This window comes from Aneurinibacillus thermoaerophilus (assembly GCF_019603355.1).
GTDB lineage: Bacteria > Bacillota > Bacilli > Aneurinibacillales > Aneurinibacillaceae > Aneurinibacillus > Aneurinibacillus thermoaerophilus.
In genome coordinates this window covers 3,444,502-3,463,372 of the sequence record NZ_CP080764.1, presented here as the reverse complement: position 1 = coordinate 3,463,372, position 18,871 = coordinate 3,444,502, and the positions used below count along the sequence as shown (strand labels likewise).

The window sequence follows — 18,871 nt, the reverse complement described above, 5'->3', positions numbered from 1 at the left end:
TTAGGATACCGGAAATTTTTCTGCTTCTTACTTGTTTTCACGAAAGCATATGAATGTATCAATACGTAGAGATATAAGGAGGCGCAAAACAAGATGAGAAAATCCGTAATCGTAAGTGCGGCCCGGACTCCATTTGGTAAATTTGGTGGTAGCCTTTCCTCGCTGCAAGCGGTTGAGCTTGGAGGCATTGTGATTAAAGAGGCCGTAAAACGCGCTGGAATCTCTCCCGATATGGTCGATGAAGTTATCATGGGCATGGTGCTGCAAGGAGGAGCAGGACAAATCCCTTCTCGCCAGGCGGCGCGCAAGGCAGGATTGCCCTGGGAAGTACAGACGGAGACGATTAACAAAGTATGTGCATCCGGCCTGCGCAGCGTAACGTTAGCCGATCAGATCATTCGTGCCCAAGATGCGGACATTATCGTTGCGGGCGGCATGGAGAGCATGAGCAACGCACCGTATGCTTTGCCAAACACGCGTTGGGGCATGCGCATGGGGGATGGCAAACTGGTGGACTTGATGCTTAGGGATGGGTTAACCGACGCGTACGATGGCAAGCATATGGCAGTACACGGCAGCAATGTAGCCGCAGAATACAAAATTACGCGCGAGGAACAGGATAAGTGGGCGCTCCGCAGTCAGCAGCGTGCGGCGGCGGCGATAAAAGCTGGCAGGCTGAAAGAGGAAATTGTACCGGTGGAAGTGCCTCAGCGCAAAGGCGATCCGGTTATCGTCGAGCAGGATGAAGCACCGCGTGAGACGAGCCTTGAGCAACTACAGAATCTGCCTCCTGTATTTACAAAAGACGGTACAATTACGGCCGGCAATGCGCCAGGCGTAAATGATGGAGCAGGCGCTATGGTTGTTATGTCTGACGAAAAAGCGAAAGAGCTTGGTATTAAGCCGCTGGCGACGATTCTTGGGCATGCGGCCGTCGGACAAGAAGCCCCGTATATCGCGACCACGCCGGGCCTCGCGATTAATAAATTGCTTAAGAAAACCGGTTATACAATTGACCAGATCGATTTGTTTGAAGTGAATGAAGCGTTTGCAGCCGTTGTGCTTACAAGCCAGAAAATTGCTGGATGGGACCCGGAAAAAGTAAATGTCAACGGAGGAGCCATCGCGTTTGGCCATCCGATTGGTGCAAGCGGAGCCCGTATCTTAATGACGTTGATTTACGAATTGCGACGTCGCGGCGGCGGTCTCGGCATTGCCGCAATTTGTTCCGGCGCGGCGCAAGGTGACGCGATTCTGGTGGAAGTTCAGGCTGCCAAATAATTTTTTATGATTTAGCCGAGAACACTCGTAACTTCAGTCATGAGATGAATGGGCTTTTGTTTCGTTGTTAGTAGAAACAGACGTACAACCATTGCCGAAAACAAACAGCGAAGTTGGAATTGATGTTGGACTCAAAGAATTTGCTGTTCTTTCGACAGGAGAAGTGTTTGAAAATCCGAAATTTCTGCGCAATATGGAACAAAAACTTAAACGCGCTCAACGCATTCTTTCCCGACGTGTGAAAGGTTCTTCAAATTGGAATAAGCAACGGATGAAGGTTGCCCGAATCCATGAACGTATTGCAAATGCTCGAGAAGACTACTTGCAAAAGATTTCAACGCATATTGTCAAAAACCACGACATGATTGCGATTGAAGATTTGCAAGTGTCTAATATGATGAAGATCATAAACTTGCCAAAGCGATTAGTGAAGTGTCTTGGTATCAATTCAGAACGATGCTTGAATACAAAGCAAAGTGGTATGGTCGCACTGTTGTTGCCATAGGCAAAACCTTTGCTTCCTCTCAGATCTGTTCATGTTGCGGATACCAAAACAAAGAAGTTAAAAATCTTACCTTGCGACAATGGGAATGCCCGGAATGCAATACTTCCCATGACCGCGATGTAAACGCAAGTTTGAATATTCTTGCCGAAGGCAAAAGACGACTATCTGCATAATTGCAGGAACTGCGGAGATAGCTTGGGGTACATCATGTACTAATTCTGCTCGGTAGAGCGGGCTAGTCAAGAATCTCGTGGCTTTAGCCATGAGAGGTTCAAAACAAAATCTAACCATACTATGAAGGAATTTAAAAAAGGGGTGGAGATGCATGGAAGTCAAAAAATTTATGGTTGTCGGCGCAGGTCAGATGGGAAGCGGTATCGCTCAGGTAGCAGCACAGGCGGGTCTGGAAGTTGTGCTGCACGACATTCAAGAAGAGTTTGTAAACCGTGGCCTTGGCGTCATTACAAAAAATCTGACCCGTGATGTGGAGAAAGGACGTAAAACAGAAGCAGAAAAGCAAGCGATCTTAGCGCGTATTAAGCCTTCTACTGATTTGAACCATGCAAAAGATGTTGATTTCGTTGTGGAAGCGGTTGTCGAAAATATGAACATCAAAACCGAGATTTTTAAGCAACTGGATGAAATCGCGCCAGAGCACGCCATTCTGGCAAGTAATACATCTTCGCTCCCCATTACGGAAATTGCAGCGGTAACTAAACGGCCAGAGAAAGTGATTGGCATGCACTTCATGAACCCGGTACCGGTTATGAAGCTAGTAGAAGTTATCCGTGGTTTGGCGACTTCCGATGAGACGTACCGTATAGTGGCCGAACTATCTGAGAAGATGCAGAAAGTAGCGGTGGAAGTTAATGATTTCCCGGGCTTTGTATCCAACCGCGTACTGATGCCGATGATTAACGAAGCGATTTACTGCGTATATGAGGGCGTGGCGACACCGGAAGCGATTGATGAAGTAATGAAGCTTGGTATGAACCATCCGATGGGGCCTCTAACACTGGCCGACTTTATCGGCTTGGATACATGTCTATATATCATGGAAGTGCTTCATGAAGGATTTGGCGATTCCAAATATCGTCCGTGCCCGTTGCTTCGCAAATATGTAAAAGCGGGATGGCTAGGCCGCAAATCCGGACGTGGATTCTATGTATATGAGTAAATAAGGGAAATACAACAGCAAACATAAAGTAAAGAGAACAGGAGTTAGGAGGAGAAACCATGCATTTGCAGTTTACAGAAGAGCAGGAAATGATGCGTCGTATGGTGCGTGATTTTGCTCGTGAAGTGATCGCGCCGCAGGTAGAAAAAATGGAAGAAACCGATGAATTCCCGCTCGAGCTCATCCGCAAAATGGGCGAATACGGCTTGATGGGAATTCCAGTGGCAGAGGAATGGGGTGGCTCGGCAGCGGATTTTGTCTCTTACATCATTGCCATTCATGAGATTTCCAAAGTCAGCCCGACCGTTGGCGTTATTCTGTCCGTTCATACATCGGTAGGCACGAATCCGATCCTTTATTTTGGAAGCGAGGAACAGAAGAAAAAATACGTACCGAAGTTGGCTTCTGGACAATATATTGGCGCGTTTGCACTTACAGAACCGAATGCCGGCTCCGATGCGGCAAGTATACGGACGTCTGCGGTGAAAAAGGGTGACAAGTATATCCTGAATGGTTCGAAAATATTTATTACAAACGGCGGTGTAGCAGACACTTATATAACATTCGCTGTCACCGATCCGTCGAAAGGGCCCAAAGGAATCTCTGCTTTTATCGTAGAAAAGGATACGCCGGGATTTCAGGTAGGCAAAAAAGAAAAGAAAATGGGCCTTCAAGGTTCTAATACGACAGAACTCATTTTTGACAATGCCGAAGTGCCAGCCGAAAACTTGCTTGGTGAAGAAGGCATGGGCTTTACGATTGCGATGGCAAACCTGGATGTGGGTCGCATCGGCATTGCAGCGCAAGGTCTAGGGATTGCAGAAGGTGCGTTTGAACACGCGCTCGCGTACGCAAAAGAGCGTCATCAATTCGGCAAACCGATTGCTGCACAACAGGCGATTGCATTTAAGCTGGCCGACATGGCGACCCAAATTGAAGCGTCCCGCATGCTTGTATACCGTGCGGCTTCTCTGCGTAACCAGGGTATTAAGTGTGGGATGGAAGCCTCTATGGCCAAGCGTTTCGCGACGGATACTGCAATGAAAGTGGCGACAGAAGCTGTGCAGATTTTTGGCGGCTATGGCTATACACGCGAATATCCTGTAGAGCGCTATTTCCGTGACGCCAAAGTTACGCAAATTTATGAGGGAACCAACCAGATTCAACGCATTGTAATTTCCAAACACTTGTTAAATAAATAATAAAGGGAGTGGAGACGCATGGATTTTCAACTATCTGAAGAACACAAAATGATACGCAAAATGGTGCGCGAGTTTGCGGAAAACGAGTTGGCTGACAAAGCTGCGGAACGCGACGAAGCGGAACGTTTCGACATGGAAGTGTTTGATAAGCTGGCTGAGTTGGGACTTACCGGAATTCCCTGGGATGAAAAATACGGCGGCGCAGGTTTCGATTATTTAAGCTATGTGATCGCGGTGGAGGAGCTGTCCCGGGTTGATGCTTCCGTCGGCGTTACCTTATCCGCGCATACTTCGCTGGCGAGCTGGCCGATTTACAAATTTGGTACGGAAGAACAAAAGCAAAAATATCTTCGCCCGCTTGCGGAAGGCAAAAGCATGGGTGCGTATTGTTTGACGGAGCCGGGGTCGGGTTCCGATGCAGCTGGCATGAAGACAACAGCGAAGAAAGATGGCGATCACTATATCCTGAATGGCAGCAAAATTTTCATTACCAATGGTGGCCTGGCGGATATCTATATCGTATTTGCAGCGACCACGCCGGAGTTGAAGCATAAAGGCCAAACGGCGTTTATCGTCACGAAAGATATGCCAGGGTTCAAAGTCGGCAAAAAAGAAAAGAAACTGGGTATCCGCTCTTCTGCGACAACTGAGGTCATTTTCGAAGATTGCCGCGTTCCGGCGGAAAATGTGCTTGGCCAAGAAGGTCAGGGTTTTAAGATTGCAATGATGACCCTGGACGGCGGCCGTAACGGTATTGCAGCGCAGGCTGTGGGAATTGCGGACGGTGCGCTGACGCACGCGCTTGCGTACGCGAAGGAACGTCATCAGTTCGGCAAACCGATTGCCGCGCAGCAGGCAATTGCGTTCAAGCTGGCTGATATGGCGACAAAAGTTGAAGCAGCGCGTCTGTTGACATATCAAGCGGCATATTTGGAAGACAACAGCTTGCCATACGGCAAAGCATCGGCGATGGCAAAGCTATTCGCGGGCGATATTGCAATGGAAGTGACGACAGACGCCGTGCAAATTTTCGGCGGCTATGGTTACACGCGTGAATATCCGGTCGAACGTTTTATGCGCGATGCGAAGATTACGCAAATCTATGAAGGAACAAACGAAATCCAGCGTCTTGTTATCTCGAACTATCTGCTTAAAGACTAAGGATGTGAACGCATTGCATACACTGGTAGAACGGATTTTGGCGGGAGATCGTCGGGCGGTTGCCCGTGCGATCTCCTATATAGAAGATGATCATCCAGAGAAAAAAGAAATTCTACAAGATGTGTTTCCATACACGGGAAAAGCGTTTCTTGTCGGCATTACTGGCTCTCCAGGTGCAGGAAAAAGTTCTTTTGTCGATAAGTTAATCGGGTATTTGCGTAAACAGAGCCTGACCGTCGGAATTATAGCGGTTGATCCTACCAGTCCGTTTACCGGGGGGGCCATTCTGGGGGATCGTATCCGCATGCAGGATCATTTTCTTGACGAAGGTGTGTTTATCCGCAGTATGGGCACGCGCGGTAGTCTGGGCGGGCTGGCTCGTTCCACGAAGGAAGCGGTACGCATATTGGACGCATACGGCAAGGATGTAATTATCATTGAGACGGTCGGTGTTGGCCAATCGGAGCTTGATATTATGAACATTGCTGATTCGACGGCGGTTGTGCTTAATCCAGGCGGCGGTGATACTGTGCAGGCGTTCAAAGCAGGTATTATGGAAATCGCGGATTTGTTTATCCTGAATAAGGCAGATTTGCCGGGTACAGAGAAGCTATTTCGTGAAGTTGAACAAATGCTGGATCTTGTCAAGCATAACGCCCCCTGGCGTCCACCGATCGTTAAAACGATTACCCTGCAGAACAAAGGGATTGCTGAGGCGTGGCAGGCGTTCCTTGACCATAACGAATACCTCAAAGAGAGCGGAGAATGGGAGAAGCGACGTGCATCTCATTTAAAAGAAGAAGTGGCGGAAATCGTCGAACATGAGGTGCACAGGCTTGTCGTAACAAACCTGCGCGGTGAAGCGTATAAAGAAACGATGGAACAGGTGGCCCGCCGCGAAGTCAATCCGTATGAAGTAGCCGATCGCTTGCTTAGACAATTGGTGAAAGAAAAATAGTTTTCTGAAAAATGTTGCGGATTCGATTTCTTCACGCGTATAATAAAATCAAGAAGAAAGAGAAGGCCGTGTGCCTTTTCTTTTTCCCTGCACTCTGAGCAATCGCTCAGTCGGCGTGAGGAAAGGAGTAATGAAACAATGGAACATCGAAAATCGATTCCTTCGATGGTAAAAGATCCGAAACTTATCGAAAAGCGGCGCGATCAAATTATCGAAGCTGCGGTTGAGCTTTTCATCTCCAAAGGTTTTCACAAGACAACGACCCGTGAAATTTCCCGTGCGTCAGGATTCAGCATAGGTACATTATATGAATACATTGAATCAAAAGAAGATGTTCTCTATCTTGTATGCGATGCGATTCACGAAGGTGTGGAAAAAGGATTAAAGGAAGTGCTGGTAAACGGCGTCAGCGGCGCTGTGATGCTAAAGGCAGCGATCAAAGGTTTTCTGCGTGTAATGGATGAAATGCAGGATCGTGTACTTCTGATTTATCAGGAAATTAAATCGTTGCCGAAAGAAGCGATGAAGTACGTTTTGGCCAAAGAAGAAGAAATTACGAGTTTTTTTGAAGAAATTTTGCGCCGGGGCCGGGAAGACGGTTCCCTTAAAATCGATGAGAAGTACATTAAGCTGATGGCCCATAACATTGTTGTGCTGGGAGAAATGTGGACGTTCCGGCGTTGGAGTTTGCATAAGCACTACACGCTGGAAGAGTATATGGAAATGCAGACGTCTCTGATTTTGCGCGAGCTAACAGAAGAGTGATTGGGAAGACACCTAGTGAAAGGAGAAACCTTCCTTAGACCTTATGATTGAAAAAGCGCGTCCGATTCGCGACCTTGAAGGAGGAGAACAAAATGGAAACGAATATTTATCGTCCAAAACATAATGTCCGTTTTGTCACAGCTGCCAGCCTGTTCGACGGTCATGATGCTTCCATTAACATCATGCGTCGCCTTTTGCAGGCGTCCGGGGTGGAAGTGATTCACCTTGGCCACAACCGTTCAGTAGAAGAAGTCGTAAATGCCGCCATTCAGGAAGATGTGCAGGGAATCGCAGTTAGTTCATACCAGGGCGGCCATGTGGAGTATTTTAAGTACATTATTGATTTACTAAAAGAAAAGGGCGCCTCCCATATTAAGGTGTTTGGCGGTGGCGGCGGTGTCATAGTTCCTTCTGAAATTCGCGAACTGCATGAATACGGTGTAACGAAAATTTTTTCTCCGGATGACGGACGTAAGTATGGTCTGCAAGGCATGATTAATTACATGATCCAGCAAACAGACTATCCGACTCCAAAAGAAGTAGAAAAAGAAATTCATGAACTGAAAAATCGTAGCTGGAACGCGATCGGCCGCCTGATTACACTGGCGGAGGAAAACGTGGAAAAGCAGGATCAAGAAGTAGCAACCACGCTTGAAAAAGTGAACGAAATGGTAAAAACGGTTCCGGTGCTTGGCATCACAGGAACAGGCGGGGCTGGCAAAAGCTCGTTGACAGACGAGTTAGTGCGCCGTTATTTGGAACAGTATCCGGATAAAACAATTGCCATTCTGTCAGTGGATCCATCGAAGCAAAAAACAGGCGGCGCGCTGCTGGGCGACCGTATCCGCATGAATGCTATCCATTCTCCGCGCGTATATATGCGCTCGCTGGCGACTCGTAAATCTCACAGTGAACTTAGCCAGGCGATCGAAGACGCCATCAATATCGTAAAAGCAGCAGGCTATGATTTTATCATCGTCGAAACTTCCGGCATTGGCCAGGGCGACGCTGGCATTACGCAGGTATGTGATGTCGCGATGTACGTAATGACGAGCGAATTCGGCGCGCCGACCCAGCTTGAAAAAATCGATATGATTGATTACGCGGACATTATCGCGATCAATAAGTTTGAGCGCCGTGGCTCAGAAGATGCGCTGCGCGATGTGAAGAAGCAATGGAAGCGTAGTCGCAATCTGTTTGATATGAAGGACGAAGACGTTCCTGTTTACGGTACGATTGCCAGCCAATTCAACGATCCAGGCACAAATATACTATTCGTTAACCTGATGCGGATCATCTCTGAGAAAACGGGTGAGGAATGGCCGACTACTCTCGATATTTCCAGAGACAGAATGTCGAAGAAAAAGTATATTATTCCGTCTGACCGCGTACATTATCTGGCCGAAATCGCAAATACGGTTCGTCAGTACAATAACTTCACAGAGAAACAAGTGCAAATCGCACGTAAATTGTTCCAACTGAATGGAACAAAAGAAGAACTCGCAAAACAAACAGGTGAACTGGCAACCGATCTTCAAAAGGAACTTGATAAGCTTATCGCACACTATGAAGAAAAATTGCACCCGGAAAGCAAAAAGATTTTGGATAATTGGAAAGCGCTTAAGGAAGCGTACCAGCAGGACGAGTTCGTCACGAAAGTACGCGACAGGGAAATCGTGACAAAGTTGTACACGACTTCTCTGTCCGGTACGCGTATTCCGAAAGTATCGTTGCCAAAGTTTGAAGATTGGGGCGAAATCTTGCGCTGGGTGATGAAAGAGAACCTGCCTGGCCATTTCCCATACACGGCTGGAGTATTTCCGTTCAAGCGTGATGGTGAAGATCCGAAGCGCCAGTTTGCGGGCGAAGGAACCCCGGAAAGGACAAACCGCCGTTTCCATTATCTGTCCAAGGAAGACACAGCGAAGCGGCTCAGCACTGCGTTTGACAGCGTCACGTTGTATGGCGAAGATCCGGATTACCGTCCGGACATTTACGGAAAAATTGGCACAAGTGGAGTTAGCGTCTGTACGCTGGATGACATGAAAAAGCTGTATGCTGGATTCGATCTTTGCCATCCGTCCACATCCGTGTCCATGACCATTAACGGCCCGGCGCCGATCATTCTGGCGATGTACATGAATACGGCTATCGATCAACAAATGGAGAAATTCAGGAAGGAAAACGGCCGCGAGCCGAACGCCGAGGAAGCAGAACAGATTAAAGCCAGGACGTTGCAAAGCGTGCGAGGTACAGTGCAGGCCGATATTCTGAAGGAAGACCAGGGTCAGAATACGTGTATTTTCTCTACAGAGTTTGCGCTCAAGATGATGGGTGATATTCAGGAATACTTTATTCAGAACAAAGTGCGCAATTACTATTCCGTAAGTATTTCTGGCTATCATATTGCCGAAGCGGGCGCGAATCCGATTTCCCAGCTTGCTTTCACGCTGGCCAACGGCTTTACGTATGTGGAATATTACTTAAGCCGGGGTATGCATATTGATGATTTTGCGCCGAATCTATCATTCTTTTTCAGCAATGGTCTCGATCCGGAATACAGCGTGCTTGGACGGGTGGCTCGTCGCATCTGGTCAACGGTTATGAAGTACAAGTACGGTGCGAATGAGCGCAGCCAGAAGCTGAAATATCACATTCAGACATCCGGACGTTCGCTGCATGCCCAGGAAATGGATTTTAACGATATCCGCACAACGTTGCAGGCATTGATGGCGCTTTACGATAACTGCAATTCGTTGCATACAAATGCGTATGACGAAGCAATTACGACACCAACAGAAAATTCTGTGCGTCGTGCGATGGCGATTCAGATGATTATCACAAAAGAGTTGGGACTCGCGAAAAATGAAAATCCCCTGCAAGGTTCGTTTATTATTGAAGAACTAACCGATCTGGTAGAAGAAGCTGTTCTGGCGGAATTTCAGCGCCTAAGCGATCGCGGCGGCGTGCTGGGTGCGATGGAGACCCAGTATCAACGCAGCAAGATTCAGGAGGAATCGCTCTACTATGAGACATTGAAACATAGCGGCGAACTTCCAATTATTGGGGTCAATACATTCCTGAATCCGAACGCGTCTGAAGAAGACTATGAAATTGAACTTGCCCGTGCAACAGAGGAAGAGAAGGTTCAGCAGATCAACAACTTGCGCGCATTCCAGGAACGCAATAAAGATAAGGTGGGCCCTGCACTCCAGCGTTTGAAAGAAGTGGCTCGCAGCGGCGGAAACATCTTCGCGGAGCTGATGGAAACGGTCAAAGTCGCAAGCTTGGGCCAGATCACCGGCGCGCTTTATGAAGTAGGCGGTCAGTACCGTAGGAATATGTAGAGTTGAAAGATGAGGGAAAAAGCGCTGTCTTTTTCCCTTCGTCTTTTTTCAGAGGGTAGAACTGCTCCGCCAAACATCCGTCTTGATTTTTGTGCATGAATTTGGTTAAAATAAGGAATGCTAAATAATAGGGTATAGTATGTCCGGGACGCGGTTTTGCGTCTTGTTTCTGAATCAAAGTTAAAGAAGGGAAGTGCCGAGGTTGGGCAATGCTTTGAACCTGGAAGCGGAAAAAATTCAAGAAATGGCGATGGTAGATCTCGCTTATCGAATTTTAAACGAGTCAAAGAAACCGGCGTATTACCGCGATTTATACAAACAGCTCACAGAGATGAAAAACATGTCCGAGTCCGAAGCGATGGACATGATCGCTCAGGTATATACCGAGATCAATCTCGATGGGCGTTTTATCTGCCTCGGTGACAACCTGTGGGGATTGAAGCGCTGGTATCTCGTCGAAACGCAGGAGGAATCGGCAGAAGGCAGTTTCCGCGGCAAATTTGCGCTTGACGACGATGATGATTACGAGGACGAAGAAGAACTGGAAGAAGAATACGATGAATTGGATGACGATGATATCGAAGCTTCGGATGATGAGCATGACGATTTAGACGCTGATTATGATGAAGATGCGGATGAAGAGTTCGAGTCGGCTCTCGAAGACGAAGATTTGGATACGGAAGATGAAGATGAAGAACTTGACATGTAATACATACGACGATAAAATACTTTTTGGGCTTTAAAAGTAAACGTTGTGCATGTCATATAATGAAAAACAAAAGTGCCCCCTCCGAATATTCGGCCGGGGAGTGCTTTTGTTTTTTTTATTTTTATTTTATAGATTCATACAGCCAATTGGTTTGTGGAAAAGTATTGAATGGGCGAAGAAAGAGGGGTTTAATTCGTATGGCAAAGTATATATTTGTGACTGGTGGTGTAGTTTCTTCTTTAGGAAAGGGGATTACGGCCGCATCTTTGGGCCGCTTGTTAAAGAATCGCGGACTCCAAGTGACCATTCAGAAATTCGATCCTTACATTAACGTAGACCCGGGTACCATGAGCCCATACCAGCATGGGGAAGTATTTGTTACCCAGGATGGCGCTGAGACAGACCTTGACCTTGGACACTACGAACGCTTTATCGACATTAATCTCAACTCCAACAGCAATGTGACAACGGGTAAAATTTATTCTTCCGTTATTACAAAAGAACGTCGGGGCGATTACTTAGGTGGAACCGTGCAAGTTATTCCCCACATTACCAATGAAATTAAGGAACGCGTATTTCGCGCCGGCCGTGAAACGAACGCGGATGTTGTTATTACGGAAATCGGTGGTACTGTGGGCGATATCGAGAGCCTTCCGTTCCTGGAAGCCATTCGCCAGATCAAGAGCGATGTAGGCCGTGAAAACGTTATGTACATTCACTGTACGCTTGTTCCGTATCTGGCTGCGGCTGGTGAGATGAAAACCAAGCCGACCCAGCACAGCGTAAAAGAACTGCGTAGCCTGGGAATTCAGCCGAATGTAATCGTATGTCGCACCGAACATCTGATGTCGCAGGATATGAAAGAAAAAATCGCGCTATTTTGCGATATTGATCCGAAAGCGGTAATTGAAGCGACGGACGCCGATTCCCTGTATGAAGTTCCGTTGATGCTGAAAGACCAGGGATTGGATGAATACGTGTGCAATCACTTGAACCTCACTTGCCCGGAAGCGGATATGACAGAATGGAAGGAAATGCTTCACAAAATCAAAAATCTTTCCCACAAAACAACGATTGCAATCGTCGGAAAATACGTGTCATTGCACGACGCGTATCTTAGCGTAGCTGAAGCGTTATATCATGCCGGTTATGAAAACGATGCTGAAGTAAATATCGAGTGGGTGGACGCGGAAGAAGTATATGAACATAATGTGGCAGATCTGCTTGGTCATGTGGACGGTATTCTCGTGCCGGGCGGATTTGGCGACCGCGGCGTAGAAGGAAAAGTTATCGCAACGAAGTATGCGCGCGAAAATAAGATCCCATTCCTTGGCATTTGTCTTGGTATGCAGGTTGCGGTGATTGAATTTGCCCGCCATGTTGCTGGTCTGAAGGATGCAAACAGCTCAGAAATTAATCCGTCTACGCCACACCCGGTTATTGACCTTTTGCCGGACCAAAAAGATATCGAAAATCTGGGCGGTACGATGCGCCTTGGTCTGTATCCGTGCAAACTGGAGAAAGGCACAATCGCGCACGCTTCATATGGCGAAGAGCTTGTATACGAACGCCATCGTCATCGTTACGAATTTAATAACCAATATCGGGAAATATTGAAAAACGCCGGTATTACATTCAGTGGTACTTCTCCGGACGGACGTCTCGTAGAAGTAATTGAACTATCGGATCATCCATGGTTTGTGGCAAGCCAATTCCATCCGGAATTTGCGTCTCGCCCGAACCGCCCGCAGCCGCTGTTCCGTGGTTTTATAAGCGCTGCGTTGCAGTTAAAAAAGTGATGAGTTTTAAAAGGGACGAGTTGTAAATTCGTCCCTTTTTATCATTTGTGAAATAAGCAGGAATTTTTTATGTTTCCACGAATTTGTAAAATAAATGCTGAAACATAATCTCGTACATAGTTGCAGCAAGATTTACACAAGGTTTATGTCAAGTTTACGTAAGTTGCATGATTAAAGGGTGGAAGGGGGAGTAACATGAAAGACAAGAAAGTGTTAATTGTAGATGATCAGTATGGGATTCGTGTGCTGTTGTTTGAGGTATTTGGAAAAGAGGGGTATCAAACGTTCCAGGCCGCAAATGGAAAGCAGGCACTTGAGATTGTGATTCACGAGTCGCCGGATCTTGTCATTCTTGATATGAAAATCCCTGGCATGGATGGACTTGAAATCTTAAAAGAAATTAAAAAAATTGCTCCTGATACGAAAGTCATTATGATGACAGCCTACGGCGAATTGGATATGATTAAAGAGGCGACAGAATTAGGAGCTTTGACGCATTTTACGAAGCCGTTTGATATTGATGAACTGCGGATGGCGGTTAATAAGCAACTCGCATGCTAATCCTGCATTGTGATATAATAAGCAATGTTTGAGAGTATGCACGAAAATAAGGAGGATTCTTACATATGCCATTAGTTTCGATGACAGAAATGTTAAATAAAGCCGTGGAAGGTAAATATGCAGTTGGTCAATTTAATCTGAATAATCTTGAATTTACCCAGGCTATCCTGCAAGCGGCGGAAGAAGAACAGTCTCCTGTCATCCTTGGAGTAAGTGAAGGTGCTGCTCGTTATATGGGCGGATTTAAATTGGTTGTGGCCATGGTAAAAGCTTTGATGGAAGAGTATAAAATAACTGTGCCCGTGGCGATTCATCTTGACCATGGTTCTTCCTTTGAAAAATGCGTGGAAGCGATGTATGCAGGCTTTACATCCGTTATGATCGATGGTTCGCACTATCCGCTCGCGGAAAATATTGCGCTCACGAAGCGTGTAGTGGATGTAGCGCACACACTCGGCGTATCGGTGGAAGCGGAATTGGGCCGCATCGGTGGCCAAGAGGACGATTTGATGGTAGAAGACGCGGAAGCAATGTACGCGGTTCCATCTGAATGTGAACAGCTTGTGCGTGAGACTGGTGTAGACTGCTTCGCACCTGCGCTCGGCTCTGTACATGGACCTTACAAAGGCGAACCGAAGCTTGGTTTTGATAGAATGGAAGAGATTATGAAGCTGACCGGGGTTCCGCTTGTGCTGCATGGTGGTACAGGCATTCCAACAAAAGATATTCAGCGTGCGATTTCCCTTGGTACAGCAAAAATTAACGTGAATACGGAAAACCAAATCGCAGCTTCCAAGACCGTTCGTCAAATTCTAGAAGAAAAGCCCGAGTTGTACGACCCAAGAAAATATCTCGGTCCGGCGCGTGATACAATTAAAGAAACCGTTAAAGCGAAAATGCGCGAGTTCGGCAGCAGCCATAAAGCGTAAGCCGACTTTGCCAGCATGGAACGGAAACAGAAGGAGTGCATTATGAAATTTTTTATTGATACAGCCAATGTAAACGAAATTCGTGAAGTAAACGAATGGGGCGTATTGGCCGGTGTTACAACTAACCCGTCTCTTGTGGCAAAGGAAGGGCGTGACTTTGAAGAAACGCTGAAAGAGATCATTGATATTGTCGATGGCCCGATCAGCGCGGAAGTCATTAGCCTGGATGCTGAAGGTATGATCGAAGAAGGTGAAAAGCTTGCTTCGCTTTCTAAAAATATCGTGATCAAAGTACCGATGACGATAGAGGGCTTAAAAGCCGTAAAATATTTTACAAAGAAGAAGATCAAAACAAACGTAACGCTCGTATTCTCTGCGACTCAGGCATTGCTTGCGGCGCGCGCAGGCGCAACATACGTTTCTCCGTTCCTTGGGCGTTTGGACGACATCTCACATGAAGGTTTGCAGCTAATTAAGGATATCTCTCAGATCTTTAGCGTCCACAACATTGAAACAGAGATCATTTCGGCGAGCGTTCGTCATCCGTTGCATGTAGTAGAGTGTGCGAAGATGGGGGCGGACATTGCCACAATTCCGTACAAGATTTTCAAACAAATGGTGCAGCACCCGCTTACGGATATTGGAATTGAACGCTTTCTTGCCGACTGGGAAAAAGCGCAACAAAAATAATAACGGAAAGAAGCACCTTTTCAAAAATTGTGTTAGAAAAGGTGCTTTTTCCCGTTGAGTAAGGGGAATCAAACTGTGGAAAAATTGTTCATTAGAGGCGGACAAAAGCTTGCGGGCAGAATCCAAATCAGCGGAGCAAAGAACAGCGCGGTTGCGCTAATTCCTGCGGCGATTTTGGCCGATGGGGAAGTGATTTTGGACAATGTGCCCGATATTAGTGATGTCCATATCTATAGCGAAATTCTGCAGGACTTAGGCGCGGTAGTAGAGCGTGACAACGATACACTGCGCATTGATTCCCGCCATATAGAAGCGAAACCAATGCCCAATGGAAAAGTAAAAGAGCTGCGTGCTTCCTATTATTTGATGGGAGCAATGCTGGGCAGGTTTGGACAGGCGACGGTTGGCATGCCAGGTGGATGCAATCTTGGTCCCCGCCCGATTGACCAGCACATTAAAGGATTTGAAGCGTTGGGAGCAACTCTTTTCCATAAGCATGGCGCTTTACATATTGAAGCGAAACAATTGGTCGGTAACAAAATCTTTCTAGATGTGGTCAGCGTCGGGGCAACCATTAATATTATGCTGGCTGCGTGTCGAGCAAAAGGTAAAACCGTGATTGAAAACGCAGCGAAAGAGCCCGAAATTATTGATGTCGCAACGCTGTTAAACGCCATGGGTGCAAATATTAAAGGCGCTGGGACGGACGTAATTCGGATCGAAGGTACGAAAAATCTTCATGGGTGCCGTCATTCTATTATCCCCGACCGGATTGAAGCCGGAACATACATGATCTTTGCCGCAGCGACAGGTGGTGATGTCGTCATCGACAATATTATTCCCCGACATCTTGAATCTCTTATCGCCAAATTGCGGGAGATGAACGTCAGGGTGGAAGAAGACGATGATGCCGTTCGCGTCATTGGTAATGAGAAGTATGAAGCGATTGATATAAGAACTCTTCCTTATCCTGGATTTGCTACGGATCTTCAGCAGCCTATCACCTCTCTTTTAACAGCAGCTTCAGGTACCAGTATTGTGACAGATAACATCTATCACACAAGGTTTAAGCATGTGGACCATTTATTAAATATGGGTGCGAAAATTAAAGTAGAGGGACGTTCGGCTGTCATTGAGGGAAGGACGCTACTTACAGGCACCAGGGTAACAGCGACTGACTTGCGCGCTGGAGCAGCCCTTATTGTGGCCGGATTAATGGCCGAGGGCGTTACGGAAATTACTGGGGTACACCATATTGATCGCGGATATGCTAACCTTGAAGAGAAGTTAAGAAGTTTGGGTGCCGATATGTGGCGCGAGAAACCGATAAAAAGTGCTTACTAAGAAATAGGAGATGAAAAGTATGGAACGCAGTTTAACTCTTGAATTGGTACGTGTAACAGAAGCGGCGGCTTTGGCATCCGCGCGCTGGATGGGACGCGGAAAAAAAGAAGAGGCTGACGAAGCCGCTACATCTGCTATGCGCGCTGTGTTTGACACCGTGCCGATGCAAGGAACAGTTGTCATTGGCGAGGGTGAAATGGATGAGGCGCCGATGCTGTATATTGGGGAAAAGTTGGGCCAGGGCATTGGCCCGGAAGTGGACGTGGCTGTGGACCCGCTGGAAGGCACGAACATCGTTGCCAAAGGAACGTGGAACGCACTTACTGTGCTTGCGGTAGCTGATCGCGGAAATCTGTTGCATGCGCCTGACATGTATATGGAGAAGCTGGCGGTAGGTCCGAAAGCGGCGGGAAAGGTTGACATTGATGCGCCGATTATCGACAATTTAAAAGCGGTGGCGCAGGCGAATGGCAAAGACATTAGCGATCTTGTAGCATGTGTAATGGATCGTGAACGTCACGCGAAAATCATCCAAGAAATTCGCGAAGCTGGCGCTCGAATTAAGCTGATTTCTGATGGAGACGTGGCCGGCGCCATTAATACAGCGTTTGAGCATACTGGTGTGGATATTTTATTCGGTATCGGCGGCGCACCGGAAGGGGTTATCGCGGCAGTGGCGCTGAAATGTCTTGGCGGTGACTTCCAGGGACGTCTTGTTCCGTATGATGAAGCGGAATATGAGCGCTGTAAAAAGATGGGACTAAAAAATCCGAAGCAGGTGCTTCGTATGGAAGATCTTGTAAAAGGTGACGATTGTATTTTCGCAGCGACGGGTGTTACGGATGGCGAATTGTTGAAAGGCGTGCGTTTTGACGGTACGAAAGCTGTTACCCAATCGATTGTTATGCGTGCAAAATCAGGAACGGTTCGTTTCATCGAGGGTCAGCATCGTCTTGAACGCAAACCGCAATTTGTTATGAAAGACTAATAGAATTCCAAATCGGATACAATGAAGATTAATTAAGAAAAGTGTGGTGTTTGAGCATTATATGGAAATGAACCTTGCGCAATTAGAAGAAATGAAGTTAACGGAACTCTATAAGCTGGCGAGAGAATACCAGATTCCTTATTATGGAACATTCAAGAAACGAGAACTAATTTTTGCGATTTTGCAAGCGCAGGCAGAGCGGCAAGGTCACATGTTTATGGAAGGGGTGCTGGATACGCACCCCGACGGCTTTGGCTTCTTACGTCCTATCAATTATCTTCCAAGCGCGGAGGATATATATATTTCGGCTTCGCAAATCCGGCGCTTTGATTTACGAACCGGCGACAAAGTATCAGGGAAGGTAAGGCCGCCGAAAGAAAATGAGCGGTATTTCGGATTGCTGCATGTTGACGCGGTCAACGGCGAGCCTCCAGAAACCTCACCCGAACGTTTGCATTTCCCGGCGCTAACGCCTCTTTATCCTCAGAAGAAGATGGTGCTCGAAACATCGCCTACCAGCATTTCTTCCCGTATTATTGATTTAATAGCGCCTGTCGGCTTCGGACAGCGCGGGCTGATTGTTGCTCCTCCGAAAGCCGGGAAAACGGTGTTGTTGAAAGAAATCGCGAACAGCATCGCAACCAACCATCCTCAAGTCGAATTGATTGTTCTACTAATTGATGAGAGACCGGAAGAAGTAACTGATATGCAGCGCTCAGTCAAAGGGGAAGTCGTAAGTTCCACATTTGACGAATTACCGGAAAATCATATTAAGGTGGCCGAACTTGTGCTGGAGCGCGCCCTGCGCCTAGTTGAGCACAAAAAAGATGTAGTTATCCTGTTGGACAGTATTACCCGTTTGGCGCGCGCGTACAACCTAACCGTGCCGGCGAGTGGACGTACGTTGTCCGGGGGTATCGATCCTGCTGCATTCCACCGTCCGAAGCGATTCTTTGGATCGGCGCGGAACGTGGAAGAAGGCGGCAGCCTGACGATTCTTGCCACCGCGCTCGTAGAGACGGGTTCGCGCATGGATGACGTAATCTATGAGGAATTTAAAGGTACGGGTAATATGGAACTTCACCTGGATCGCAAGCTGGCCGAGCGCCGCGTGTATCCGGCGATTGACATCCGCCGTTCCGGCACACGCCGCGAGGAATTGTTATTCAGCAAAGAAGAGCTTGATAAAATCTGGGCGCTCCGCAAATTTATTCATGATAACAATGACTTCACCGAAGCCTTCATTAAAAAGCTTAGCGAAACGAAAACCAACCAGGAATTTCTTGATTCTCTTGTACTTGATGACATTAAAAAAATAGGCGCAACTAAAGCGCGGGCTTAATTATAGATTCGATGCAAACTTTCTGAAGTACAGGCAGGAAAAACTCGCGAGGCGTGCCCGCGAGTTTTTTTATTATATTCAACCTGGTTCGTTCATAGGATTGTACAAGAAAG

Annotated in this window: 15 protein-coding genes and 1 pseudogene; all 16 read left to right on the top strand. The window is 47.1% G+C overall.

Going from position 1 to position 18,871, the window contains the following annotated elements:
- Positions 1 to 93 precede the first annotated feature (93 nt).
- The 16 genes and pseudogenes from K3F53_RS17735 (at position 94) to rho (ending at position 18,758) form a co-directional block, all read left to right on the top strand.
- On the top strand, positions 94 to 1,281 hold the full coding sequence (locus K3F53_RS17735) for an acetyl-CoA C-acetyltransferase (RefSeq protein WP_057897367.1): 1,188 nt from the start codon (positions 94 to 96) through the stop codon (positions 1,279 to 1,281).
- Positions 1,282 to 1,336: 55 nt separating this feature from the next.
- A pseudogene (locus K3F53_RS17730) lies at positions 1,337 to 1,959 on the top strand (RNA-guided endonuclease TnpB family protein); the annotation flags it as partial.
- A gap of 152 nt (positions 1,960 to 2,111) precedes the next feature.
- Positions 2,112 to 2,963 (top strand): 3-hydroxybutyryl-CoA dehydrogenase, encoded by an 852-nt coding sequence (locus tag K3F53_RS17725; protein ID WP_057897368.1) that lies wholly within the window; start codon positions 2,112 to 2,114, stop codon positions 2,961 to 2,963.
- 59 nt (positions 2,964 to 3,022) lie between these two features.
- A complete protein-coding gene (locus tag K3F53_RS17720) occupies positions 3,023 to 4,165 on the top strand; it encodes an acyl-CoA dehydrogenase (RefSeq protein WP_057897369.1) in 1,143 nt (380 codons plus the stop codon).
- Between the two features lie 18 nt (positions 4,166 to 4,183).
- A complete protein-coding gene (locus K3F53_RS17715) occupies positions 4,184 to 5,326 on the top strand; it encodes an acyl-CoA dehydrogenase (protein ID WP_057897370.1) in 1,143 nt (380 codons plus the stop codon).
- 13 nt (positions 5,327 to 5,339) lie between these two features.
- Complete coding sequence (gene meaB, locus K3F53_RS17710) at positions 5,340 to 6,284, top strand: methylmalonyl Co-A mutase-associated GTPase MeaB (protein WP_220559195.1); 945 nt, start codon at positions 5,340 to 5,342, stop codon at positions 6,282 to 6,284.
- A 138-nt stretch (positions 6,285 to 6,422) separates the two neighbouring features.
- Positions 6,423 to 7,049 (top strand): TetR/AcrR family transcriptional regulator, encoded by a 627-nt coding sequence (locus tag K3F53_RS17705; RefSeq protein WP_057897372.1) that lies wholly within the window; start codon positions 6,423 to 6,425, stop codon positions 7,047 to 7,049.
- A gap of 92 nt (positions 7,050 to 7,141) precedes the next feature.
- On the top strand, positions 7,142 to 10,396 hold the full coding sequence (icmF, locus tag K3F53_RS17700) for a fused isobutyryl-CoA mutase/GTPase IcmF (RefSeq protein WP_220559194.1): 3,255 nt from the start codon (positions 7,142 to 7,144) through the stop codon (positions 10,394 to 10,396).
- Between the two features lie 202 nt (positions 10,397 to 10,598).
- Positions 10,599 to 11,105 carry a DNA-directed RNA polymerase subunit delta gene (gene rpoE / locus K3F53_RS17695; RefSeq protein ID WP_082705833.1) on the top strand — a complete coding sequence of 169 codons (507 nt, stop codon included), beginning with the start codon at positions 10,599 to 10,601 and terminating at the stop codon, positions 11,103 to 11,105.
- Positions 11,106 to 11,302: 197 nt separating this feature from the next.
- Positions 11,303 to 12,904: a CTP synthase gene (locus tag K3F53_RS17690; RefSeq protein WP_220559193.1), complete on the top strand. Its 1,602-nt coding sequence runs from the start codon at positions 11,303 to 11,305 to the stop codon at positions 12,902 to 12,904.
- 195 nt (positions 12,905 to 13,099) lie between these two features.
- Positions 13,100 to 13,465: a response regulator gene (locus K3F53_RS17685; RefSeq protein WP_057897375.1), complete on the top strand. Its 366-nt coding sequence runs from the start codon at positions 13,100 to 13,102 to the stop codon at positions 13,463 to 13,465.
- 65 nt (positions 13,466 to 13,530) lie between these two features.
- Positions 13,531 to 14,394, top strand: coding sequence for a class II fructose-1,6-bisphosphate aldolase (gene fba / locus K3F53_RS17680; RefSeq protein ID WP_220559192.1), 864 nt, complete (start codon positions 13,531 to 13,533; stop codon positions 14,392 to 14,394).
- Between the two features lie 42 nt (positions 14,395 to 14,436).
- Positions 14,437 to 15,084 (top strand): fructose-6-phosphate aldolase, encoded by a 648-nt coding sequence (gene fsa / locus K3F53_RS17675; protein ID WP_057897377.1) that lies wholly within the window; start codon positions 14,437 to 14,439, stop codon positions 15,082 to 15,084.
- Between the two features lie 75 nt (positions 15,085 to 15,159).
- Positions 15,160 to 16,428, top strand: a complete 1,269-nt coding sequence (locus K3F53_RS17670) for a UDP-N-acetylglucosamine 1-carboxyvinyltransferase (RefSeq protein WP_057897378.1) — start codon at positions 15,160 to 15,162, stop codon at positions 16,426 to 16,428.
- 19 nt (positions 16,429 to 16,447) lie between these two features.
- Positions 16,448 to 17,416: a class II fructose-bisphosphatase gene (gene glpX / locus K3F53_RS17665; RefSeq protein WP_057897379.1), complete on the top strand. Its 969-nt coding sequence runs from the start codon at positions 16,448 to 16,450 to the stop codon at positions 17,414 to 17,416.
- Between the two features lie 61 nt (positions 17,417 to 17,477).
- Positions 17,478 to 18,758 (top strand): transcription termination factor Rho, encoded by a 1,281-nt coding sequence (rho, locus tag K3F53_RS17660; protein WP_057900203.1) that lies wholly within the window; start codon positions 17,478 to 17,480, stop codon positions 18,756 to 18,758.
- Positions 18,759 to 18,871: the final 113 nt, after the last annotated feature.